26 protein-coding genes, 2 tRNA genes and 1 riboswitch are annotated in these 23,779 nt (G+C 47.1%); of the genes, 24 read left to right on the top strand and 4 right to left on the bottom strand.

The genetic code is table 11. The annotated features are described in order from the left end of the window. Positions 1–41: 41 nt before the first annotated feature. Positions 42–1,499 carry an amidase family protein gene (locus tag AC6ESP_RS16410; protein WP_497097799.1) on the top strand — a complete coding sequence of 486 codons (1,458 nt, stop codon included), beginning with the start codon at positions 42–44 and terminating at the stop codon, positions 1,497–1,499. Between the two features lie 116 nt (positions 1,500–1,615). On the opposite strand, the gene AC6ESP_RS16405 is transcribed toward AC6ESP_RS16410, so the two are convergent. The 3 genes from AC6ESP_RS16405 to AC6ESP_RS16395 form a co-directional block, all read right to left on the bottom strand. Further along, positions 1,616–1,692, bottom strand: a tRNA-Pro gene (locus AC6ESP_RS16405). Positions 1,693–1,698: 6 nt separating this feature from the next. Then, positions 1,699–1,774 (bottom strand) — tRNA-Thr (locus AC6ESP_RS16400). A gap of 187 nt (positions 1,775–1,961) precedes the next feature. Continuing rightward, entirely contained in the window at positions 1,962–2,177 is a 216-nt protein-coding gene (locus tag AC6ESP_RS16395) for a YrzA family protein (protein WP_497097798.1), read from the bottom strand. 162 nt (positions 2,178–2,339) lie between these two features. Here AC6ESP_RS16395 and AC6ESP_RS16390 point away from each other — a divergent pair, with 162 nt between their 5' ends. The 21 genes from AC6ESP_RS16390 to thiI all read left to right on the top strand — a co-directional run bounded on the left by AC6ESP_RS16390 (position 2,340) and on the right by thiI (position 21,575). Further along, positions 2,340–2,672 (top strand): YflT domain-containing protein, encoded by a 333-nt coding sequence (locus tag AC6ESP_RS16390; RefSeq protein WP_497097797.1) that lies wholly within the window; start codon positions 2,340–2,342, stop codon positions 2,670–2,672. A gap of 47 nt (positions 2,673–2,719) precedes the next feature. Then, positions 2,720–3,043 carry a hypothetical protein gene (locus tag AC6ESP_RS16385; RefSeq protein ID WP_497097796.1) on the top strand — a complete coding sequence of 108 codons (324 nt, stop codon included), beginning with the start codon at positions 2,720–2,722 and terminating at the stop codon, positions 3,041–3,043. Between the two features lie 113 nt (positions 3,044–3,156). Beyond that, positions 3,157–3,240, top strand: a riboswitch (cyclic di-GMP riboswitch). 91 nt (positions 3,241–3,331) lie between these two features. Beyond that, complete coding sequence (locus AC6ESP_RS16380) at positions 3,332–5,080, top strand: methyl-accepting chemotaxis protein (RefSeq protein ID WP_497097795.1); 1,749 nt, start codon at positions 3,332–3,334, stop codon at positions 5,078–5,080. Between the two features lie 26 nt (positions 5,081–5,106). Beyond that, on the top strand, positions 5,107–5,820 hold the full coding sequence (locus tag AC6ESP_RS16375) for a glycoside hydrolase family 1 protein (RefSeq protein WP_497097846.1): 714 nt from the start codon (positions 5,107–5,109) through the stop codon (positions 5,818–5,820). After that, the gene (locus AC6ESP_RS16370; RefSeq protein WP_497097794.1) at positions 5,747–6,079 is read left to right on the top strand and encodes a family 1 glycosylhydrolase; all 333 of its coding nucleotides are present in this window, start codon (positions 5,747–5,749) and stop codon (positions 6,077–6,079) included. The genes AC6ESP_RS16375 and AC6ESP_RS16370 overlap by 74 nt, the downstream gene beginning before the upstream one ends. A gap of 178 nt (positions 6,080–6,257) precedes the next feature. Beyond that, positions 6,258–7,211, top strand: a complete 954-nt coding sequence (locus AC6ESP_RS16365) for an ABC transporter ATP-binding protein (RefSeq protein ID WP_497097793.1) — start codon at positions 6,258–6,260, stop codon at positions 7,209–7,211. Continuing rightward, positions 7,204–7,962 carry a DUF2705 family protein gene (locus tag AC6ESP_RS16360; protein ID WP_497097792.1) on the top strand — a complete coding sequence of 253 codons (759 nt, stop codon included), beginning with the start codon at positions 7,204–7,206 and terminating at the stop codon, positions 7,960–7,962. Before AC6ESP_RS16365 ends, AC6ESP_RS16360 begins: the two co-directional genes overlap by 8 nt. Positions 7,963–8,002: 40 nt before the next feature. After that, positions 8,003–8,395, top strand: a complete 393-nt coding sequence (locus AC6ESP_RS16355; RefSeq protein ID WP_497097791.1) for a GntR family transcriptional regulator — start codon at positions 8,003–8,005, stop codon at positions 8,393–8,395. Further along, on the top strand, positions 8,395–9,096 hold the full coding sequence (locus AC6ESP_RS16350) for an ABC transporter ATP-binding protein (protein WP_497097790.1): 702 nt from the start codon (positions 8,395–8,397) through the stop codon (positions 9,094–9,096). Before AC6ESP_RS16355 ends, AC6ESP_RS16350 begins: the two co-directional genes overlap by 1 nt. After that, entirely contained in the window at positions 9,093–9,842 is a 750-nt protein-coding gene (locus tag AC6ESP_RS16345; protein WP_497097789.1) for a hypothetical protein, read from the top strand. The genes AC6ESP_RS16350 and AC6ESP_RS16345 overlap by 4 nt, the downstream gene beginning before the upstream one ends. A gap of 179 nt (positions 9,843–10,021) precedes the next feature. Beyond that, complete coding sequence (locus tag AC6ESP_RS16340; RefSeq protein ID WP_497097788.1) at positions 10,022–10,939, top strand: prenyltransferase; 918 nt, start codon at positions 10,022–10,024, stop codon at positions 10,937–10,939. A gap of 40 nt (positions 10,940–10,979) precedes the next feature. Next, positions 10,980–11,720 (top strand): DUF6081 family protein, encoded by a 741-nt coding sequence (locus tag AC6ESP_RS16335; RefSeq protein WP_497097787.1) that lies wholly within the window; start codon positions 10,980–10,982, stop codon positions 11,718–11,720. A gap of 244 nt (positions 11,721–11,964) precedes the next feature. Next, positions 11,965–13,389 (top strand): sensor histidine kinase, encoded by a 1,425-nt coding sequence (locus tag AC6ESP_RS16330; protein WP_497097786.1) that lies wholly within the window; start codon positions 11,965–11,967, stop codon positions 13,387–13,389. Further along, complete coding sequence (locus AC6ESP_RS16325; protein WP_497097785.1) at positions 13,382–14,095, top strand: response regulator transcription factor; 714 nt, start codon at positions 13,382–13,384, stop codon at positions 14,093–14,095. Before AC6ESP_RS16330 ends, AC6ESP_RS16325 begins: the two co-directional genes overlap by 8 nt. A 76-nt stretch (positions 14,096–14,171) precedes the next feature. Then, positions 14,172–14,897, top strand: coding sequence for a YwaF family protein (locus AC6ESP_RS16320; RefSeq protein ID WP_497097784.1), 726 nt, complete (start codon positions 14,172–14,174; stop codon positions 14,895–14,897). Continuing rightward, positions 14,894–16,459, top strand: a complete 1,566-nt coding sequence (locus AC6ESP_RS16315; protein ID WP_497097783.1) for a DUF2339 domain-containing protein — start codon at positions 14,894–14,896, stop codon at positions 16,457–16,459. Before AC6ESP_RS16320 ends, AC6ESP_RS16315 begins: the two co-directional genes overlap by 4 nt. 146 nt (positions 16,460–16,605) lie before the next feature. Further along, on the top strand, positions 16,606–17,202 hold the full coding sequence (locus AC6ESP_RS16310; protein WP_497097782.1) for a nitroreductase family protein: 597 nt from the start codon (positions 16,606–16,608) through the stop codon (positions 17,200–17,202). Between the two features lie 127 nt (positions 17,203–17,329). Then, the gene (locus AC6ESP_RS16305) at positions 17,330–18,289 is read left to right on the top strand and encodes an alpha/beta hydrolase (protein WP_497097781.1); all 960 of its coding nucleotides are present in this window, start codon (positions 17,330–17,332) and stop codon (positions 18,287–18,289) included. Positions 18,290–18,414: 125 nt separating this feature from the next. Further along, positions 18,415–19,095, top strand: a complete 681-nt coding sequence (locus AC6ESP_RS16300) for a lytic transglycosylase domain-containing protein (RefSeq protein ID WP_497097780.1) — start codon at positions 18,415–18,417, stop codon at positions 19,093–19,095. Between the two features lie 103 nt (positions 19,096–19,198). Further along, positions 19,199–20,356 carry a cysteine desulfurase family protein gene (locus tag AC6ESP_RS16295; protein WP_497097779.1) on the top strand — a complete coding sequence of 386 codons (1,158 nt, stop codon included), beginning with the start codon at positions 19,199–19,201 and terminating at the stop codon, positions 20,354–20,356. Between the two features lies 1 nt (position 20,357). After that, positions 20,358–21,575 carry a tRNA uracil 4-sulfurtransferase ThiI gene (gene thiI / locus AC6ESP_RS16290; protein WP_497097778.1) on the top strand — a complete coding sequence of 406 codons (1,218 nt, stop codon included), beginning with the start codon at positions 20,358–20,360 and terminating at the stop codon, positions 21,573–21,575. Positions 21,576–21,598: 23 nt separating this feature from the next. Here thiI and AC6ESP_RS16285 read toward each other — a convergent pair whose 3' ends face one another. Continuing rightward, positions 21,599–22,297 (bottom strand): TerC family protein, encoded by a 699-nt coding sequence (locus AC6ESP_RS16285; protein WP_497097777.1) that lies wholly within the window; start codon positions 22,295–22,297, stop codon positions 21,599–21,601. Positions 22,298–22,445: 148 nt separating this feature from the next. On the opposite strand from AC6ESP_RS16285, the gene AC6ESP_RS16280 reads away from it, so the two are divergent. Next, positions 22,446–23,102: a TerC family protein gene (locus tag AC6ESP_RS16280; RefSeq protein WP_497097776.1), complete on the top strand. Its 657-nt coding sequence runs from the start codon at positions 22,446–22,448 to the stop codon at positions 23,100–23,102. A 179-nt stretch (positions 23,103–23,281) separates the two neighbouring features. After that, positions 23,282–23,764 carry a hypothetical protein gene (locus AC6ESP_RS16275; protein WP_497097775.1) on the top strand — a complete coding sequence of 161 codons (483 nt, stop codon included), beginning with the start codon at positions 23,282–23,284 and terminating at the stop codon, positions 23,762–23,764. The last annotated feature ends 15 nt before the right edge of the window (positions 23,765–23,779 follow it).

Genomic DNA, 23,779 nt, shown 5'->3' with positions numbered 1-23,779 from the left:
CTATAGAAGGAAATAGTCGTTTTGTCGGGAAGAGGGATGTTATGAGCTTTGAACTAGTGGAAGCAGCGATTCCAGACATCCAAGAGGCATTAACAGCGGGAGAAATAACGTCGAAGCAGCTCGTGCTGGCCTATCTCGAACGAATAGCCGCACATGATAAGAATGGTCTCACGATCAACTCCGTACTAGAGATCAATCCTGATGCTCTGTTTATTGCAGCTGCACTCGATAGCGAGCGCGCAGCGCGCGGACCAAGGGGGCCGCTTCACGGCATACCGATCCTGCTGAAGGATAATATCAATACAGGGGACAAGATGCACACTAGCGCCGGATCACTAGCGCTCGCAGATTCTTATGCATCTGAGGATGCTTTTATCGTTAAGAAGCTGCGGGGTGCTGGGGCAATTATTCTTGGCAAAGCCAATATGACGGAATTCGCAAACTTTATGACCAGCGGCATGCCATCAGGGTACAGCTCCAGAGGCGGACAGGTGCTGAATCCCTACAATATCTCTGCTCCAACAGGAGGCTCAAGCGCGGGCTCGGGAGTATCAGTCGCCTGCAGCTTCTGCGCAGCGGCAATTGGCACAGAGACGTCCGGCTCAATATTAAACCCTGGTAATTTAAGCTCGACTGTTGGCATTAAGCCGACTGTCGGACTAGTGAGCCGCAGCGGCATCTTGCCTTTGTCGAACAGTCAAGATACTGCAGGGCCGATGGCAAGATCGGTGAGGGATGCCGTTCTTCTGCTTAATGCGATGACAGGTTATGATGAGAATGATGCGGCAATGGGAGCGAGTCGCTGGCGCAAACAAGAGGATTATAGCTCCTATCTGGATATGGAGGGCTTGAGAGGGGCGAGAATTGGAATTCCTCGAGACTATTATTTCGAGGAGGTAACCGAGGAGCAGCTTGCTATCTTCAATCAAGCCGTTGAGCGGATGAGAGAGCTTGGTGCTGTAATCGTCGATCCAGCTGATATCAGCACAGCCAGACAGATCGTCTATTCCTCTGTCGTATTGAACGAATTCAAATCTGCATTGAATGCTTATTTGGCTAAGCTTGGGCCTGGTGCAGGCGCACGATCCTTGAAAGAGATTATTGCATTTAATCATGCTCATCCAGTAGAGGCATTAAGATATGGTCAAACGACGTTATTACAAGCGGAATATACAAGCTCAGGAAACTTAACCGAGACGAATTACATAAGGGATCGAGCAGCAGATCTACGGTTGTGCGCGGAAGAAGGTATTGATAAGGTAATGGAGAGGTACCAGCTTGATGCGCTGCTATTCCCGGCAGACTTCGGTGCGAGGATAACCTCACGCGCAGGATATCCTTCGATAGTCGTACCTGCAGGATATACTTCAGAAGGCGTGCCCTTTGGCGTAACGTTCTCGGCGAGGGCATACGAGGAGCCGCTGCTTATTAAGCTGGCGTATTCCTATGAGCAGCATACTCGAATTCGCAGGGCGCCGTCTTTACGAAGCTTTATATAGAAGGAAGCAGGTGGATGCTGTAGAAGAACAGTGTTCACCTGTATAGCTTAGGTTGAATAGCTAGGAATGCAAAAAAGAAGCTTGAGTTATCAAGCTTCTAGTAAGTGTGTTCTTTATGGTCGGGACGACACGATTTGAACATGCGACCCCCTGGTCCCAAACCAGGTGCTCTACCAAGCTGAGCTACGTCCCGTAAAGATGGTGCCGGCGAGAGGATTCGAACCCCCGACCTACTGATTACAAGTCAGTTGCTCTACCAACTGAGCTACACCGGCGTGTTAGTGTCTCAAGTACATTGTGTTAATGTCTCAGGCACAAGATGTATTATGCCATAGACTATTATGATTATGCAACCCTTTTATTAAAGTAAAATAATTCAGATAATTCAAGCCCCGCAGCGATGCCGTCACCTGAGCTTTGAATGACGAAATCGCGGGTCTTCTTAACTATAGTAATGAATGACTATGGCAGACGTTTGGCCTTGAAATGAACAACGGCGCTATACTGCATTTTGCCTGTGTTCGGATTAAAGACAGCATGATGGTTCACCGAATGAACATCCAGAAGCAGACCTTTATTGTTCTCAATCTGCTGGTCGATTCTGAGCTCCAGTGTACGCAAATCGTAGGCTTCAAAAAACTCTACCTTGTTCTCAATCAAATCTAATCGAAAGTCCATATCCTACCCCCTGATCTAATATGTTCTAATACTGATCTATTATACCGTCCTGTGTGAATGTTTCAAAGAGCTCCAATCGGGTTAATCATTCGTACACTGGTCAAGGCGATCAGCTAACTACCACAATTCGAGAACGATAATCCGAAATGGAGGAATGACACAATGAGACCATCTGTACAAGTAGTAGAAAGTGGCATAGGAGCTTTGAATGCGGTTCGTGAGCTTAACGTAAGAGGCTATGGAGAGGATGATATCTTTGTTCTAGCCCATGAAGAGGACCGTACGAATTCACTGTCCGAATTCACGAATGCGAGTAAAATCGGTGTTACCGAAGAAGGCGTGTTCAATGCAATGGCTAACATGTTCAGGAGCCGAGGGGACGAGCTTCGCTCGAAGCTTGAATCTGTCGGACTGACGGATCGGGAGGCTGAGCATTATGAGCGGGAGCTCGACAAGGGCAGGGTGCTCATCATAACGAAGGCAGATCATCATTGATCTGAAACATTAGTATACTCATAAACGCGAAGAAGGCGGTGGATGAAATGACCATTAAACATCGAATTTCTTGCTTTGACAGTGAGATAATCGTCAAGCAAACCGACGAGGATGGGCAGGCATTTCAATTAAGTATTCAGAGCGCGACGAATCCGCTCGGTTTGGGTAACAAGCTGGCTGGCTATTCTGATGAAGCAGAAGCGATTCGCAAAGCCGGTCAGTTCTGTGCCTTTTATACCATCGCGAAGGAACAAGGCTATTATTTGAAGGATCAGGCTTTTGTTAAGCCGGATTATGAAGACATTCCAGTATCTGAAGTGTTATTAGAGTATAAGGATGAGCAGCAATTGAAACAGCTGATTCATCCCTAGGATAAGGAATAGAGCAAGATGACTATTATAGTCCTCTTGCTCTATTTTTTTGTTTTACAAAATGTAAGAAATAACCTACAATATTAGACAGACATAGACAAAAACATACATAATCTGATAAAAGGCAAAATTACTGAAAAGTAATGACGCAAAGTTATGGGCCTAAGGTTGCAGACTAAGGCTGCCAGACCACCGGATGCAGGACATATAAGCTTATTTAGCTATGCGCCCCTTCTGTGGCTGCATAGCTTTTTTATTTATCAGGGGTGGAGAAAAAGGAGAGAAATGATGAATAAGGTAAGAAAGTGGATGAAGCTGGTAGGAGCACTGGTGGGTAAGCAAAAAGTAGCAACGAAGCTGTTGTTGATCACGACCGTCATAACCTTGTTTAATATCGGTTCTGGCATACTGATCTATTCCCAGAATTTATCTGTTTCTAATGCGTTAAAAGCTTCAGATCGACTTGATGCAGCAGAAAGAGACTACCGCGAAGTGTCCGATACGATGCTGAGAACGATGCTGGTTATGATTAATTCAATAGAGAATCAGGGTGCAGGCTCTGAAGCAATAGGAGAGGATTTGCAAGCTCTTCCGGCTAAGCTTGAGAAGCTGCTGGTTACCTTCGAGCAGCTGGATAAGGAATATCCACCGAGCATAGACCAAGTACTCTACGCGAATCAAGTGAAAGTATTCGAGCTGGCCTATTATGATCTGATAAGCTATAATTCCGATTATTCGAGCATTGATTCGGAGAAAAAATCAGAGCTCGTTAGAAGCTTGACGAATGTCTATAATATTACACTTAGCTATGGCAATACAGCAGTGGAAGAAAGAATGACGATCGACATCGCTGCAACGGATGACAGGCTAAGCAGAAGCGTTCAGACGACTAATATTATCATTATTATCAATATCATTATTCTTGCGATTATACCGTTCCTGATGTCTTATTCGTTAAGTCGCAGTATCAAGAAGGGTATTGTGGGCATTACGGGCCGTATTACTGCCTATAAGAACAGTGACTTTACGTATGATAAGAAGCTGGTGCGTTCTGATGAATTCGGAGATATCGATGTCGCATTGGCCGATATGGGTGAGCAGCTTCGCAGCACAGTCAAGTCAACACTGGAGGTAAGCCAGGTTGTGCTGAACATCTCTTATAATATGGGGGATATGATTGGCCGCAACCGGACGGCATCGGAGAATGTGAAGGGTCAGATTGATCAAGGTAAAGTGGTCCTATTGTCTCAATATGATGATGCATCATCCATATCTGCGGTTACAGAAGAAATCTCAGCAAGCTCGCAGCAGATCGCGGCTTCCAGTGACTATATTAATAGTGATATGCAGCAAATGAGAGATTCATCTCGGGTAGGCTCGCAGGATATGGAAGGCGTCGTTCAGATGGTCAATCAGACTGTAGAGCAGTTCGAACGGGTCACAGAAGCATTCAACCGGATCACAGAACGCTACAGCAACGTATCCAAGTTTCTGGAGGGCATTCAGGATTTGAACACACAGACCAATCTGCTGTCGCTCAATGCGTCAATTGAATCAGCGCGGGCTGGTGTTCATGGCAGAGGCTTCGCAGTAGTAGCAGAAGAAATTCGCAAGCTGTCTGGCCAAACGGATTCTATCTCTAAAAATATTACGAAGGAGCTGCAGCTTATACAAGGCGATGTTGTGTCAAGCAGCCAGCGTCTTGGTGCATTCGGTCAAGTTATCCAAACAACGAAGCAGGCTTCAATTACCGCAAGCGACATGTTCAAAGGCTTAGAGAAGCAGAGCAGCGCTTTGTCTGAGCAAGTATCAGAAATCTCTACAGCTATTAGCGAGATTACGTCGGGAATGACGCATATCGTCACTGCTGTAGATAAATTACTACAAACTTCGTCTGATGTAAATGGCAAGATGGAGCATATGAGCGGAATGTCCTTGGAGCAGAATGAGGTATCAGATCAGCTGCAAGAACTGGCAGAGAAGCTGAAGCAATCATCTAATAACCTTAAGCAAAATGTAGCTGTCTTCAAAATCTAAATTCAGCTGAATAGGTCTCTTCCGCCATCTCCATTGCTTGGCCTCGTCTGTTCCCACAAGGAACAGGTGAGCTGAATGAAGCAGGCCTTGCTTATTATGAAGAGCTTATCGACAAGCTCCTGGCGAGCGGTATCGAACCGTTCGTTACTCTGTACCACTGGGATCTGCCACAAACGCTTCAAGATCAAGGCGGCTGGGAGAATCGGGCTACGATTGAAGTTTTCGTGAGATATTCTGAGACCGTATTTCTTAGATTAAATGGCAAGGTGAAGAAATGGCTGACCTTGAATGAGCCTTGGTGCATTTCAATTCTATCTAATTATATTGGAGCTCATGCTCCTGGCAAACAGGATATGCAGGCAGCACTTGATGTTGCGCATCATATTCTGGTTGCTCACGGCAAGACTGTTAAGCGATTCAGAGAGCTAAATATTGCCGGGGAAATTGGATACGCTCCGAATACAGAGTGGAGAGAGCCCTACAGTACGAGTGAAGAAGATGTGAGAACAGCGATGCTCCGCAATGCTTCCTTCAACGAATGGTTCCTGTCTCCCGTCCTTAAGGGTGAATATCCACAAGAGGTTGTAGAGTGGTATGCAGGCAAGGGCTATTCCGTTAAGATTGAGGCGGGTGATATGGAAATGATTCACCAGCCAATCGATTTCCTTGGTATCAATTACTACACAGGCAGCCGTTCCGATCTATATTACCGAGAACGGAGCATGCTACGAAGCGGATAAAAAAGAAGGCAAAGTACATGACGAAGCCCGTATTGCATTCTTGCACAAGCATATGGTTGCCTTGCATCGTGCGCTGCAGTCCGGCGTTAACTTGAAGGATTACATGGTGTGGTCGCTTATGGATAACTTTGAATGGGCATTCGGCTACACGAAGCCTTTCGGCCTCGTTCATGTCGATTTCCAGACGCTGGAGCGCACACCGAAGAGCAGTTATTATTGGTATAAGAATCTGGCTGCAACGAAGTGGCTGGAAGTATAAATGTGCACTATTTGCTTCATACAGCCGTCTCAGAGGTCCTGACAAGGACAGACTGAGGCGGCTTTTTTGTCGTGGATAGGTGGTGATCCATTTTGAAAAATATACAATATTACCCTTTACAGTCTTAATGAATTAGTGTACTATTTAACTATAACACTGGTGCGGAGGAGATATACTCATGAAGACAGCGATTATTACGAACCCATCTATCGTGCTTAAGCTGGATGGCGTAACGAAGAGAATCCATACAAAGACAATCGTCGACAGCTTATCGTTCGATGTTGCCAAAGGTGAGATTGTTGGCCTGCTGGGTCCTAATGGAGCAGGGAAAACGACGACTATCCGAATGCTTGTCGGGTTAATTAATATGACAGAAGGTGATGTGCAGATAGCCGGACACAGCATACGCCATAACTTCGAGAAGGCAATTCGGCATATAGGGGGCATTATCGAGAATCCAGAATTCTATCCTTATATGACAGGCTACGATAATCTGAAGCAATATCAGCGAATGTCTGATGGTGTCTCGGAGTCTCAGATTAACAGTGTAGCAGAGCTTGTCGGGCTTCAAGATGCGCTTGGTAAGAAGGTGAAAGCTTATTCGCTTGGCATGAGACAGCGTCTCGGCATTGCGCAGGCTCTGCTGCATGATCCTTCTGTACTCATACTCGATGAGCCAACCAACGGCCTTGATCCCGCTGGTATTCGGGAAATGAGGGATTATCTGAAGCGGATAGCAAGGGAGAGAGGAATTGCGATTCTGGTATCCAGTCATCTGCTTAGCGAGATCGAACAAATGTGCAGCCGAGTTATCGTCATCCAAGAGGGGAAGCTCGTAACCGCACGTTCTCTCGGTGGAGCTTCTGCTGTTGAGCAGCAAAGAGTTACCGTTACGGTGCAAGTGGATCAGCTAACCCGTGCGTTAAACGTTCTTGAGAGCGCTGAGAACGTATCTGCGAAGTTGAAAGAGACGGGATCAAATACACTTACGATGGAGCTGGACAATGAGCTCATACCGATGGCTGTTGCAGAGCTGACTAAGGCTGACGTTAAAATCTATCGGATTGAAGAGACGAGAGTATCACTTGAGGATGAATTCATGAAATGGACAGGAGGGAACCGCATTGCATAAGTTCGGTGCGTTATTAATCAATGAATGGATCAAGATGTACAAGAAAAAATCGTTTTTTATCGCTTATGCCATCATGGTGGGGTTCGTAGCTTTGTTCGCTTATGTAATGTATAAGCTGTCGCCTGATGGTGCTGCTTCAGAGAATTTCACAGCAGGCCTGATGTCGATGAATGCTGTTGGTCAACTGCTGCCGTTCATCGTTATTATCTTTACCGCAGGAATTGTATCGCAGGAGCATCGATTCGGTACGATTAAATTCCTTCTCATCCGGGCGCAGAGTCGCTCCAAAATATTAGCATCGAAATATGTTGTGATGCTGCTGTTCTCCTTCTCCTTGCTAGCAGTTACCCTTCTTGCATCACTAGTTGCAGAGGTAATCTTATACGGTATGGGCAGTCTGGGAGAAGCATCATGGGGAAGCATATGGACGAACATTCTGTATGTGGCAGTGTATACGATCGTGTACAGCACACTTACATTTATGGCAGGGGTTCTAACCAAATCAAGTGGCGCTACAGTCGGTATCGGCATGCTCACTATAATGGGTGGCGGAATCTTAACGATGCTGCTCTCCTCCTACTCATTCAGCAAGTTTATTTTATTCCCTAATGCAGACCTCTCTGTCTATAACAGCAGCGGACCGCCTGTTGAAGGGATGAACATGGGGTTCTCAATTATCGTTCTGGTTGTTTATATAGCTGTGTTTCTAACGGCAAGCTTCGTTACCTTCAAAAAACGCGATGTCGCCTAATAGGAACACAAGATTTATTTAGAAAGGAGCCGTACCCATTGTGAGCATAGAATTCGATAACAACATGCCGATTTACATCCAGATTATGAACTATATAAAGAAGCAGATTATTAACGGCAAGCTGAAGCCGGGCGACAAGATTGAGTCTGTGCGGGAACTGGCTGTCGAGCTGCAGATTAACCCTAACACGATCCAAAGAACATTCCAGGAGCTTGAACGGGAAGGTATTGTAGAAACGAGGCGAGGCCTCGGCAGATTTGTCACGAGTGAGGAGTCGACCATTATGCAGATCAAAAAAGAGATGGCTGGGGAGCTGCTGGACAGCTTTGTAAAAGGAATGAAGGAGCTCGGCTTCGAGAATCAGGATATCATTACGATCTTGTCGGATGCCGTGAGCAATGAGTCTAATGGTGGAGAGAGCGAGGGGTCATAATGACGGATTATATTATGCAAATGAATGGCATATCAAAGTCATACGGCTCGAAAAAAGCGCTTAGCAGCGTATCATTAACAATCGAGCCAGGCAGAATCATTGGTCTGCTTGGCAGTAACGGCAGCGGCAAGAGCACGCTGATGAAGATTGCAGCCGGCTTAATTCAGCCAACCTCAGGTACCGTAAGTGTGTGCGGTCAGCCTACTGGTGTCCAGTCGAAGGCAGTAACCTCGTTCATGCCTGATCAGCCGATGACGGAGTCATGGATGCGTGTACGGGATGCTGTGGAGTTCTATAGCGATTTCTACTCAGACTTTAATGTGGAAAAAGCCAAGGATATGTTAGGGTTCATGAGTCTGAATGAGAATGACCGCACAAGCACACTGTCCAAAGGGATGAACGAGCGTCTGCAGCTCACTCTTGCACTGTCTCGTGACGCTAGGCTATATCTGCTGGATGAGCCGATTGGCGGAGTGGACCCGGTAGCGCGCGAGAAAATATTGGATGCTATCGTGCAATATTATAATGAGGATAGCAGCATCATCGTATCCACGCATCTGGTAAGGGATATCGAGCGTATATTTGACGAAGTCATTATGGTTAAGAACGGCGAGTTTGTCCTTCAGGAAGAAGTTGAGAATATTCGGATCAAGCGAGGTAAAAGCGTGGATGAATTGTTCAAAGAGGTGTTCGCAGAATGATGAAAATATTAAAATATGATTGGAAACGGAACGCTAACGCTTTAATTGCAACGGCTGCAGTCCTACTTCTCGTTGAGATCCTTCTGACCGTAATCGGGAGATGGAAGGATTGGCCTTTAGCAGCTATTTATGTGAGCAGTATTATGGCTTACGTGGGCGCATTTGTAATGCTGTGGATAACATTATTCAGAACCTATGCGGGTAATATTCAATCCTTAAGCCGAAGATTGCTCCCGCTCCCGTCGTGGCATGCTATTGTATCTCCTATTGTGATTGGAGTCATAGGGACGATTTTGAATGGCGCTGTCATGGTCCTGCATCTGGTTATTTTCCTTAATGTAATGAATATTGAAACGGAGATATTCTCATTTTTGAAGGAGCATGCTTGGGAAGTGATCACAGCCTTGTCGTGGCTATTATGGATTCTTCTCTACAGTGTGATAACAATCTTTTTCTGTATTACTTTGGCTAAGATGCTAACTGGAAAGGCAGGCACGTGGCTAGGCATTGTCGCTTTTCTGGCAATTACAACCGCGTTGTCATGGCTGGAAGGTGTTCTTTTCGGTCCACTTGATTTAGTCATTGAAGGGCATGTATCTGGTCTGTTCGGTTATTCAGGTGAAATATCCGGTGAGGTGACCAACTATTCATTAACGACAGTGGGGACTTTGCTCTTCGAGGTTGCTATTGCTGCACTCCTTGTCTATGGCATTAACTATTTAATCAACCATAAAGTAAAAATATAATGGACCAAAGTGACGAACACCCTCCTTTTCACTTTTCATAGAGGGTGTTTTGTCATATTTTGATGCTTTATACCTATTCTTTCAGTTGACGATAGGTTGCTCGAAGTGTTTCAATTAGGAGTAAAATGATATTATAGAAGCCGCTGCCTACTAATAGAGACAGCAGAGGAGATTACAGCATGAACAAAACACAGCAATTTATGAAAGCCTCGAGAATTGGCGTTCTTCCGGTCATCCTTATTCCGGTAGCACTTGGTGCGCTCGGCGCTTATGTGTGGAACGATACGTTCCATCCTTGGCTTTTCGTCCTGACATTAATAGGTGCGGGAGCAGCCCATCTTTTCTCCAATATGATTAACGATTTATGGGATTACTATAGTGGTACGGATGACGCGGCAAAAGCAATGGAGGGAGCTATCGGAACGAATTCCGGCTTCTTAACGAATGGTACTTGGAATATTCGAACATTCGCTGTTATAACTTGGCTCTTATTCGCTATTGCTGCTGCCAGCGGTATCGTGCTCTCCATCATTAGCGGCTGGCCTGTTCTCGTATTCAGCTTACTTGGTGCGCTTATTGCGTATTTCTATGTCGCTCCGCCCATCCGGTTCGGATACCGAGGCAAAGGCTACAGTGAAATAGCCATTCTGCTGGCCTTCGGCGTTCTGCCAGTAGCTGGCGCTTATTATGTCCAAGTATCACAGGTGGATTATCGCGCTGTGCTGTTGTCGTTGCCGATTGGATTATTAACGACGCTCATTCTATTTAACCATCATTTTCTCCACTGGCAAGCAGACAAGCAAGCAGGCAAGAAAACATTGGTCGTTGTATGGGGGGAGCGCAAAGCACTTGTATTCTCAAGGTTCCTGCTCACCCTTGCTTGTGTATCACTGCTGCTATGTATCGTGATCGGCGTGCTTCCTATCTATGCGCTGTTTGCCTTGCCTCTGGTCATACCGATTGTTGTGGTATACGGGCGATTGAAGGCGCATAATGAATCTGCGGCTTATTTGCCTCTTATGGCGGCCTCGGTACAAGGAACGACTCGATTCGGTCTCGTATTGATTATCGCTTTATGGATTCAAGGTTTATTCTAGAATAGTTGATTACAACATAGAAATACGAGGGCTTAGGACAATGGACAAACAATGGACGCTTGGCAGCTTTGATACGATTCTGAATGAAGGAGAAGTATGGAAGATTGGCGGTTTTCCACTTCCTGATGGTTCCTTCTGGCAGTATAGAGAGCCGGGTGCAGTCGTTATTGTTCGTAACGGCATTCTTTATGTACGTGCTCCGCTTAGCCGAGAGCATCACCAGGTTCAGATACTGGACAATGCCAAGCATATGTATTACTCGGCTCAGCCTGTAGAAGTGCCACAGACTGGGGAGATCAGCTTCGAGCTGCAGATCCGTGCCCGTTCTGTGAACACAGTGCCAGGAGATTTATATGATGGCTATGTATCGCTGAATCTGCTGGATTTCACTACAGGTGGAGCACTTGATTTCTTCGCAGGGAATGATAAATATGCAAGTGTATATGCGGTTCTTCCATTCCCTGGGGTACCTGTCCCTGAGTCAGACAAAACGAGATTCTTCTGTATCTTCAAAGAAGATACGAACTTCCAGGCTCGTGAATTCAATACGTACAAAATAACCTATAATCGCTCCAAGAATGAGGCTGTCTTCTTCCTTAATGGCACAGAAGTGCGTCGTGAATGCGGAGTGCCGGTCAAATTCAACCAGTTCACTGTAGCTCTTGGTATTATGACAGAGAAGGATTTGACCCCTGAGGGCAGTGTGTCTGTCCATGGTCAGACAGTCATTGGTGAATATTCTCCGATTACGATCACCATAACGGATGCGGATAAGGAGTAACTGTCGCGTACAATTGCAGCTGTCAATAGGGATCGTCCTGCATAAGGATGATCCCTATTTCAAAATATAAGACTTTATATGTTTTACGCGATATATAGGTCTTCTATTTCTACGAGAAACGGATACCCTCCTCTTGCAGAGGGTGGCGAAGCCGTTTCTTCTTGTTAACAAGGTTGACGAAGCAAGGAAAATCCATATATGGTAAGTAGATGAGCTATTACAAGAGGTAAAGGGGCAAAGGTATATGGTGTTCGTACTAATCGCATTGTGGACTATCGCACTGATCATGCTGCTGTCAGATCCGCGCTCAGTGGTCAACCGCCGGTTAAGCGCAATTACTTTTACTGGCGGAGCAGGTGCGCTTGCCGCAGTGCTGGACGGTCAGATCATCCCGTATCTGAATCTGACCTATCCGAATGAAGCAGCCGAGAAGCTGCTCTATATGCTCCAAGCCAGCAGCTCGTTATTGTCCTATTACGGCTTGCCGTATGCTTTCTTGTTATTTGCGTTAGCATATCGACCTGTACGCTCCCTGCGCAAGCAGGATCACTTGATGCCACTGCTGCTAATCGTACCCATAGCACTCTGTCTGCTATTCACACCTGGCTATAACGAAGTGCGTCCCATCAGCTTCAACATCGTTGTCTGGTGGGCGGTTCCGTATATTGTGGTCGGAGCAGTCAATGTGCTGCTGCGAAATCCAGGCTATACCTTGCTTGCCCGAAGGCACTGGATTATGTGTCTGGCTTTGCTGCCGACTGTCTTATTTGTTATGATCATGAACTATATATTGCCTAGCTTCGGGTATTTGCGAATGTGGGTATATAATACCTGGATTGTGGGACTAGGCGTCACAGTGTTCATCATCGGATTGTTTACGTATGGCTTCTTGGGCGTGAGAATTCTGATTGACCGCAGAAGGCTCGATTCTACATTAAGAGCCGTTACTTCTGGAACAGCGATCTTAAATCATGCGATCAAGAATGATGTAGGCAAAATGAAGCTGTTCGGCGAGAAAATTAAAAGCTATGCGGAAGCGACGAATCAACCGGAGCTTCTAGCTGATGCAGAGACGATGCTCCATACCTCTCGGCATATTGTGGAGATGATCAGCCGTGTCCATCGACGCACGGAGGATCTGGAGCTTCACTACAATATCGTTGATATTGGCGAGCTGATAAAGGACACGGTGAAGCCATTCGAGCCGCTGCTGGGTGGGGTGAAGCTTAAATTAAATGTTGCGGATGGCTGGAGCTGCAGGCTTGACAGAGCCCAGGTAGGCGAGGCGGCTGCCAATATCATTAGCAACGCACTGGAAGCGATGAACGGAGAAGGAGAGCTATCGGTTGCCATGAGAGAAACGAAGCGGGAGCTCATTGTCGAGATTCGTGATACAGGTGCTGGTATGAGCAAGACGCAAGCAGCGAAAGCATTGGAGCCGTTCTATACGACGAAGAGCGGCAGCAGCATCAACTTTGGACTCGGTCTTCCCTATGCTTATAACGTTATGAGGAAGCATGGCAGCCTTCTGCAGTTAGAAAGTAAGCCAGCACAGGGGACAGCTGCTTTGATGATTTTCAAGAAGCGCGCTGTCCGCGCGTTAGATAGGGGCAAAGCTCCTGGTGCTGCAGCGCCTTCAAGGACAGAGGGGATGGAGCTTCATGAATAACCTGCCTAATATTCAATTGTGGATTGTTGAGGATGATAAAGATTGGCTGCGTGGGCTCTCTGCGTATTTGGGAGCTCAGAGCGGCATAGAGGTTGTCTTCACAACCGATCAGCCAGAAGAGCTTGAGAACAAGCTTGTTAGTGGGCATGCCGCCGCCGATGTGGTGCTAATGGACATTATGCTGCATGGCCAGCCAGAGGGAATTAGACTGGCAGAGGCGACTGCAATGGCAACTGGAGCCAGAGTTATTATGCTGACCTCGATGGAGGAGCGCGATCTTATTCTGCGTTCTTTCCAGGCGGGAGCTATCGACTATCAGATCAAATCAGACTTCGAGGCTCTTCCCGATGCCATAAGGGCAGCAGCGATTCGAAAGTCCCCGATCAGTCCAGCTGCCGCTGAGCAGATGCGTGAGGAATTCCGACGGCTGAAGCGGCTTGAGCGGGAATTCGAGGCGAAGAAGATGAGCGATAATATAACGCCATCGGAGCTTGCACTGCTTGAGTTAATTGATGATGGCTACTCCCAATCACAAATTGCGGATAAGCTTGTTGTATCGATTCGAACAGTGAAGAATCATGTGAGCAATATATTGAAGAAGCTGCAATATAACAGCTCCAAGGAAGCTGCCCGCGAGGTCAAGGCAATGGGGCTGTTCACGAAGCAGGATCAATCAGATAAGCTGGATAGAGATGGTACCAAGTAAAGTTGGTACTATTTTTTTTTGTCCATTTTTCTAAAATAGAGCTATAAGGGAGGCAGTGAACAGCTGCTCATTGCTTATGAATTTCGCTAAATGGGGGATATGGATGGCATTCGAGATGTGGTCTATCGCACATGCTGCGGGACTCGCCTTCATGATGGTCTGGATTGGACTGATTATCGGATTCCGCCAGAGGCTGAGGCAGCCAAAGGCTAATCGATTGTTTAGATGGGGATTGGCATGGCTGCTGATTGCTTGCGAGCTTTCTCTGCAGGTCTGGTATGGGAGTACAGGCAGCTGGGATAAATATGCCTTGCCCTTCCAGCTATGCAGCATGATGGTCCTGTTATCCGCAGTACAGTTAATGACTCGACATACTAAGCTAGGTGACATCGTCTTTTTCCTTGGTATATTAGGAGCCGTGCAAGCGATGCTGACACCGAATCTGGACTACAGCTTCCCTAGCTTTCGATACTTTCAGTTTTTCGCTGCGCATAGCGCAATAATCGCAGCTTGTGTATTCATGGCTGCTGTAGATCGCTATCGTCCCACCATCAAGTCTGCAGGAAACGCGTTAATATGGCTTCATGTACTCGCTATACCCGCTGCTGCAGCGAATTTTCTGCTGGATACGAATTATATGTTTCTTGCGGGGAAGCCTTCGACGGCATCTTTATTGGATGTTCTTGCTCCATGGCCGTGGTATTTGCTGCAGCTTGAGCTTGTGGCTGTTGGCTTATGCTTGATCCTGCTAGGACTAATGAGCTTGAATAAGGTATTTCACTTAAGGAGGATGGACCAATGAATGTGTCATTGAAGAAGCATTGGACTTCACTGCTAGGCGTGTTGTTCGTTCTATCGGCATTCGTTACTTTGTTCAAATATACGATCGACCAAGGCTGGCTGACGGATTGGATGAAAATTGGCGTAGGGCTGCTATGTGGTATTGGCCTTAGTATCGCTGGAGTTAAGCTTGCTGGGAGGGAAGGATGGACAGCAGCTGGTCAGATTGTAATCGGGCTTGGCTCATCTCTTCTGTATGCTACGATTGCTTTCTCGGGTATCTATTATAAGCTCTGGGATTCCATGACTGTGCTGCTCGGTATGACGGCAATTACCGCAGCGCTTGTCTTGTATGCCTATCAGTTCCATTCAAGACTGTTGATCAATATTGCCCTGTCTGGAGGCCTGCTGTCACCGCTGCTCATGCGTCCGGATACGGATCAGGTGTTCACCTTGTTCCTGTATATGCTCATCATTAATACAGCCTTCCTTTATATGAGTATCCAGAAGGGCTGGAGCGAGCTGAGAATTGTTTCATTTGTCGGAAGCTGGATCATGTATATCGTCTATTTCTTTCTCTTCAACCCTGCCATGGATGGGATATGGAGCAAGCCTTTCCGCTATGCGCTAGCCGCCTTCCTGTTCTATCACCTTGCGTTTCTATTATCCTCTTGGAAAAACAAGCTAAGCTTCGACGGGCTGAATATGTACCTCTGTCTAGCGAACGGCGTGTTATTCAGCTTCTGGGCGCTTCTTCTGCTTCATGGGGAGATTCACTACGGATTCCCATTAGCGTTCATTGGTGCTATGTTCGCAATTACCGGCGGAGTCGTTCATTATCAGGTTGGTCGGATTAATTCAGCTGCTGTCGTATATTGGTCTGTAGGGGCTCTGCTTATTCTGCTTGCTGTGAATCAGGTAGGGAGCGGCTCTGATCTGCAGCCGATTGTACATGTATGGCTATGGGGAAGTGTTGCGGCACTGCTCGCGGGTCTCGGTCAATTCAAGCAGTGGACACTGCTCAAAGTTTTCTCCATCGGTATATGGGTAATTACAGGATTATATTGGTATATAGTGACGTGGCATGTACCGCGGGGCGAATGGTTCGGCATGTATCTTCCATTCCTGAACTGGGGGGCTCTAGCTTGGATGCTGCTGGCTGGCCTCGGCTTCTACTACTCGGTGTGGTTCAAATTCGAAGCTTGGAAGCCATCTAGTAATCATGCTTTGTCTAATGTGTATGCTCTATTGTCCCATTGTATCGTGGGTGGATTATTAACTCGTCAAATCGAGAACGTATTCTGGGAATATTACGAGCATCTTCCGGATTTGTACATGAAGCTAACCCTGACGGTTAGTTGGGGAGTGTATGCGCTGCTTCTGATCATCTGGGGAGGCTATCGGAGTCAATCGCTGTTCCGCTGGTTCGGCTCTGTTATCCTAGTTCTAGTCGCGATTAAGGCTATCTTCATGGATCTGAGTGGACAAGAAAGCTTATATAAAGTCGCTGTTCTGCTAGTGCTAGGCGGCATTTCCTTCTTCATTACATGGCTTAACGGCAAGTGGGCAGCTCCCAAGGTGTAAGCTGCAGCTCCTCTCCCTTAATTTGGGTGCTTATACAACTTAGAGGATGAGGGATTAATAAGCGGGAGAGGTTGACATCTTTGTTGATGTAATATAATGTTACTTACGTAAGTATAGCAACATACAACTAGGAGGCTGAATCAAAAATGTCTACATTTCTGGATGCAGTAAAAGCAAGACGTTCTTACTATGGTATTAGCAAAGACTCTGTAATCTCCGATGATAAAATTGTTGAGCTAATCAGTGAAGCGGTTAAATACACGCCTTCTTCATTCAATTCCCAAAGCGCACGTGTTGTCGTGCTTTTGGGTGAGAATCACGATAAATTATGGGATCTTACGACACAAACACTAAAAGCAATCGTTCCAGCAGACAAATTCGCTCCTACAGAGGAGAAGATGGGTTCCTTCAAGAATGGATACGGTACAGTGCTGTTCTTCGAGGACAATGCGGTTGTAGCGGGCTTGCAGCAAAGCTTCCCGTCCTATGCGGACAACTTCCCGAAATGGTCACAGCATTCATCGGGTATGCTTCAATTCGTCGTGTGGACATTGCTTGAAACAGAAGGCTTCGGCGCTTCCCTTCAGCATTACAACCCGCTCATTGACGAGGAAGTGAAACAAACGTTCGATGTGCCGGATTCATGGAATCTAATTGCCCAAATGCCATTCGGCAAACCAGTTGCTCAGCCTGGAGACAAAGAATTCCAGCCGATTGAAACACGCGTTAAAGTATTCAAATAATCTTAAATTTATAGAAGACAAGCCTCTGAACATCCGTTCGGAGGCTTTTTTTGACAACCTGCCCAATGAAACGCCCACTTCTTGCAATTTGAGAAATGATCTTTTATAGTATGGGGTGGCATATTAAATGCATAACAATCGAAGGGACTCGATGAAGATGGTAGCTGCAATTGCCGTCCTATGCTGTTTGTTGATCCTCGTTATCGCCGGACTCCTACTGGGCAGCCTATACTTTTATCGTTTGGCTTTTTCCCGCCGAAGCAAGAGCTTTCTGACAGGCAACAGTGATCTGATTGAAGTGCCGCATCAACAGAATCCATGGCTGGCGGGACAGGGCTTAGTGAATGTGGAGATGGTGACCTACGATGGGCTGCTGCTGAAGGGGCATTGGCTGCCTGCGAGCAAACCTTCGGGCAAGACGGTCATTATTGCACACGGCTACAGCGGACATGGCATGCAGATGGATTCTCTTGCTAAGCTGTACCATGAGGAAATAGGCTACAACGTGCTTCTGCCAGATAATCGGGGGCATGGCGAGAGCGAAGGGAACTATATTGGGTTCGGCTGGGATGACCGCAAGGACTATGTCAGATGGATCGAATATGTGATTAAGCGTCAGGGCGAGAGCGAACAAATAATACTGCATGGTGTATCCATGGGCGGAGCAACAGTTCTCATGACGAGCGGGGAGTCACTTCCAGAGCAAGTGAAAGGGATTATATCTGATTGTGCCTATACCTCTGCAGATGAAGAACTTCGTTATCAGTTAAAAAGAATGTTCAGCCTTCCTGCCTTTCCTTTCCTTCCGCTTACCAGTCTTCTCACGAAGCTTCGTGCGGGATATGCCTTCAAAGAGGCGTCAGCGCTCAAGCAGGTGTCCAAGGCGGACAAGCCCATTCTATTCATACATGGAGATATGGATACCTTCGTACCGACCTACATGGTCTATCCTCTATATGAGCAGTGCTCGAGCCAGAAGGAGCTTCTGGTCGTGCCGGGAGCGGGACATGGCCTTGCTTATTTCACAGATCCGGCTGCTTACGGCGGTGCGGTCCGCTCGTTTCTTCAAAGATGGGTAGTCAGTTAATTGGTATTCTAAGTATAATTAATTAGCCAGATATGCAATTAAGGGTAAAAACCTGTACAATAAAAGCCGATACATCATTATAACCGATAATAACAGCTCGGAATGTTAACCGCCAGGAGGACAATATGAGTATCGATCCGCGTACAATTAAACAAATGATTCAAATACAGCTTGCACCTAGCCTGGATTTTCAATCAGCCTCGAATCCGCTGGACGTGAACAGCGGTGACGGTACGACAACCTTATTCGACACGCTGCTGTCCCAATTAATGAACACCAGCACTGCAGCTGATCTGACTGACGCTTCATCTCAGGCTGCAGATCCGCTTGCTATATTAGCGAGCATCCCGAATCTTTACATTGGAACTGATACCGAAGCAGTTGAAGCTGCTGCATCAGGCACTTCCGATTACGAATCGCTTATCTCGCAAGCGGCTGCCAAGTATGGTGTCGATCCTGACCTAGTAAGAGCAGTCATTCAGACGGAATCCAATTTCCAAGCTGATGCAGTCTCCTCTTCCGGTGCGAAGGGCCTTATGCAGCTGATGGATGCAACAGCAAGAAGTCTAGGCGTATCCAACTCCCTTGATCCTCAGCAGAATATCGAAGGCGGAACACGCTATCTGGCCTATTTGCTCGGCAAATACGGCGGCAATGAGCAAGTGGCGCTGGCCGCATACAATGCTGGACCAGGGCGAGTGGACAGGCTTGGCATTAAGACAGATCACGAGCTTCAGGCTAATCTAAGTCTGCTTCCAGAGGAAACGCAGCATTACGTCTTCAAAGTACAGCAAGCACGTCATTAAGTTTACTTCCAGAACAGATCACGATAAGCTTGCCGCAGACTGCGGCTGCCATCGTTGATCTTTTTATTTTTTGTCATCTTATTTATAAGAAGGGTTGATTGCTATGCTTTATTTCGATCACTCTGCATCAACTCCGCCCTATGATGAAGTGATTCAGACCTTGACGGAAGTCATGAAGGCTCATTATGCCAATCCATCATCGATTCATCGAGCGGGGGCGGAAGCAGATAAGCTGATTAGCCGTTCCCGCAGCTTACTGGGGCAGCTGCTAGGTACGAAGCCGGAGGAATGGCTGTTCACCTCAGGCGGCACAGAGAGCAACAACCTGGCTATCAAAGGGGCAGCGAAGCAATATCGCAGCCGAGGCAATCATCTTATTACGACACAAATCGAGCATGCTTCGGTTCATGATGCCTTTAAGCAATTAGAGCAAGAGGGATATCGGGTTACTTATTTGCCTGTTACCTCCACCGGACATATCGATGTAGAGCAGCTGAGAGCTCATCTAACCAATGACACGATACTCGTCAGTGTGATGCATGTGAATAATGAGGTAGGCTCTATTCAGCCGATTGCGGACATTGGACAGCTTCTGAAGAAGAGCTATCCTCGTATTATTTTCCATGTGGATGCTGTTCAGAGCATCGGAAAGCTGCCTGTGCAGCTGCAAGAGTGGGGGATTGATCTCCTAAGCGCATCAGCGCATAAGCTTCGTGGACCTAAGGGGATTGGCTATCTCTATGTTCGTGAAGGAGTACAGCTGTATTCCTTGCTCTCAGGAGGCTCTCAGGAGCGAGGAATGCGTGCAGGCACGCCCAATGTGCCTGGCATAGTTGCTTCTGCGAAAGCGGCACGGATGGCGCTTGAGAGTGCCGCAGAGCGCAGGGGGCGGATGGCTGTCTTACGGAACCAGCTCATTGGCCTCATATCGGAACTTCCCGAGCTTATCGTGAACGGCGGAGAACCGCCTGTCATGGCCCCACATATCGTTCATTTCTCTTATCCTGGCATGAAGCCGGAGGTTATTGTGCATATGCTTGAGGAGCATGGTGTCATAGCTTCGACCAAATCAGCATGCTCCTCTAAGGACAATAAACCGAGCCGAGTGCTTCTCTCGATGGGGCTTGGCTTGGAGCGTGCTTCGGGCGGCGTACGAATCAGCTTCGGTGATGAGCATACAGAGCATGATATTGACCAGCTTGGCCGCATTCTGAAGTTAACCATTGAGAGGCTCAAACCGCTTGAAAGGAGCTTAAGCTAACGTGATTTACGATAAAATAATTATTCGTTACGGCGATTTGGCTATGAAAGGGCGCAATCGTTCGCAATTCGAGAAGAAGCTGCTGCTGCAGCTGACCCAGTCGCTAGGAGCTTATACAAGGCTGACTTATGATAAATCATTCGGCAGGCTCTACATTACTTTGAATGGGGAGCCTTTCGAGCCGATAGCATCGCGGATAAAAGAAGTATTCGGCATCTGGTCCTTCAGTCCAGTCGTATGTGTGAGCTCTGAGCTTGAAGCCATACGGGAAGCGGCATTGTCATTGATGAACCAATTGTCCCGATCGCCGGAGACATTCAAGGTAAGTGTGAAGCGCGGATGGAAGAAATTCCCTCATAATTCACAGGAAATGAACCATCTCGTGGGCTCCCATGTGCTTCGTGAGCTGCCTGGACTCAAAGTCGATGTGAAGCAGCCAGAAGTAGAGCTGCGGGTCGATATTCAACAGGAAGCTGCTTATGTGTTCAGCGAAGTCATTCCGGGGGCCGGCGGGTTTCCATTTGCTTCTAATGGCAAGGCGATGCTGCTGCTGTCAGGCGGTATTGATAGTCCGGTAGCAGGCTGGCTGGCGATGCGCAAGGGACTGGAGCTGGAGGCTGTACACTTCCACAGCTATCCGTTCACAAGCGATAAAGCGAAGGAGAAGGTAATTGAGCTTGCGAAGAGACTTTCCTATTATGCTGGAGCGCCTCTCAAGCTGCATCTGGTTCCTTTTACCGAGATTCAAACTACGCTTGCACAGGCGAATCAGGAGCCGCTGATCATTACGTTAATGCGGAGGGCGATGCTGCGAATTACCGAAGCGCTTGCACTCCAGCAGGGGGCGGGAGGAATCGTAACAGGGGAAAGCCTTGGTCAAGTAGCTAGTCAGACTCTGCCCAGTATGGACGTAATTGGGCGTGCAACGACTCTGCCTATGCTGAAGCCGCTCATTATGATGGATAAGCAGGAAATTATAGATATAGCTCACCGAATCAATACCTTTGCTACCTCTATTTTGCCGTATGAGGATTGCTGTACCTTGTTCTTGCCTAAGTCACCAAGCACCAATCCCAATCTACGCATCGTTGAACGCACCGAATCGTATTTGAAGGATATGGATCGTTTGCTGGCGGAGGCCGTCGCAGGTACGGAAGTGCTCATTCTGAGCCCTGATCAACAAGAGGAAGCAGCAACAGACGAGGATCGTTGGTTCTAATGGAACAAAAAAGCGGAGAACCCTTAATGGGATTCTCCGCTTTTTTGTTGTTGAATGGCTTGCTTTCGGCGATTAGCTAGAATACCTGCACCAACAGTCAATACGATAACGACAATCAAGAACAGCCAGTAAATCGCTGAGTTGTCTTCGAAAAACTGCTTGAATGCAATCTCGCCTGTAATCATTTTGGCTGCTGTATAAGCTAACACGGCAGATCCCAGATATACAATCCATGTGTACTTGTTGATAAGCTTAATGAATAAGGTACTGCCCCATACGATAACAGGCACGCTGATCAGAAGCCCTAGAATAACGAGTGTCATGTTGCCATGAGAAGCTCCAGCCACTGCGATCACGTTATCGATGCCCATAGCGGCGTCCGCAATAATAATCGTTCTGATCGACTGGCCGAGGGTTGCGCCGGCTTTGATATCGCCATGCGAATCCTCCTGTATAAGCAGCTTGTATGCGATCCACAGCAAGAGAAGGCCGCCAATCAAATGAAGCCATGGCAGATCAAGCAGCTGTACGACGACTACCGTGGCAATAATTCGAATACCTATTGCTCCGGCTGTTCCCCATAATACGGCTTTTTTCTGTTGATGCGCTGGCAAATTACGGGCTGCCATTCCGATAACGATGGCGTTATCGCCTGCTAAAATAAGGTCAATAAATATGATATTTAGCAGTGCTAGCCAAAAATCAGTGGAGGTGAAATCCATCGCTTGTCTGCCACTCCTCTCATCGTGCAGTTGGTTCTGACTAAGATGAAATTAACTTACGACACAATCGGAAAATAGATGCAAAATTCTTTTTGGACATATTCTCCTCCATTTGGACATACAGGTGGTAGGAGAGGAGGCGAGAGAATTGGACAGCTTCATTACATTTCTTGAGATCGTATTAATTAATGTTTTGCTTAGTGGTGATAATGCTGTAGTAATAGCAATGGCAAGTCAGAATTTGCCTCCCGCCCAGCGCAAGAAGGCGGTCTGGTGGGGAGCGACAGCAGCTGTGGGGCTGCGCTGCATATTGACGGTTGCAGCCATTTCCTTGCTCCAAATTCCTTATCTGCAAGCGGTCGGGGCACTATTTCTGCTCTATATTGCAATTAAGCTGCTCGCTGATGCAGGGGGCGGCGGCGAAACGCATACGATGAAGAAAGTAACCACCTTGCAGCAGGCGATAAGAACGATTGTGTTCGCCGATTTCATTATGAGCCTCGATAACGTGCTTGCTATTGCTGCAGTAGCAAATGGAGAGCTCGTTCTTATTTTGCTCGGAATTGCGCTGAGCATACCTATGATTATATGGGGGAGCCAGCTGCTTGGAACTCTGCTCCAGAAGTTCCCGCCAATTGCCTATATCGGTGCGGGACTATTGGGCTTCGCAGCAGGAGGCATGCTTGTTCATGATCCGGGAATGGACCAGCTGTTGTTCCATTCCTCCAGAACCTTCGCGGAAGCCATCCCGCTGTTTTGTATTCCACTGGTACTGTTTTTGGGTGTATGGAAACGGAGGTTTTAGGGCAATATTTGGGAAAATGTAACAATCCGTTCACTACATTTTCAGTGAACGGTATTTTTTTTGCAATGTTCCTTCTGTTCCCGCTGGTATTTTGACCGCACTTCCTATAAACTAGTAAAGATAAAAACTGTCGTCTTTCGTCATTAACTGCGGTAGACGTTGTAAGGAGCGGAGTGCGAATGCCTAATAACAAATATTCCGCTGGAATTATAGTGCTGCTAGCTGGGGTCGTTATTTTACTGGGCAAGCTTGGTGTATTCAGTTTTCTGGGAGCCGTCTTCTGGCCAATGCTGGTCCTTATACCGGGAATTCTTCTGCATGTTTTTTACTTTGGCAGATTGTTACCGGCAGTCGTGCTCGTCCCAGGTGGAATACTGACCGTATATGCACTGGTATTTATGGTCTGCAACCTTTTTGGGTGGGATGCCATCAAATATTTGTGGCCTTTGTTTATACTCGGTATAGCCGTAGGCTTGTACGAATATTATTTGCTTGGCTCTTCACGCCCGCGTGTTGTACTTACGGCGTCTATTGCGCTTGCCGCTGCTTCCGCCGTATTTCTGGTGCTGGTGCTGTTATGGAGCTGGGGGATTTATGCCATCGCAATCGCGCTAATCGCTGCTGGAGCATGGATGATGTTTGGCAGACGCGCACGTTGGTAATTAGCAGTACAAGTA

It is taken from the genome of Paenibacillus xinjiangensis (assembly GCF_059686975.1).
Note: the sequence above shows the minus strand (reverse complement) of the source record. Positions and strands in the feature narration are given on the sequence as shown.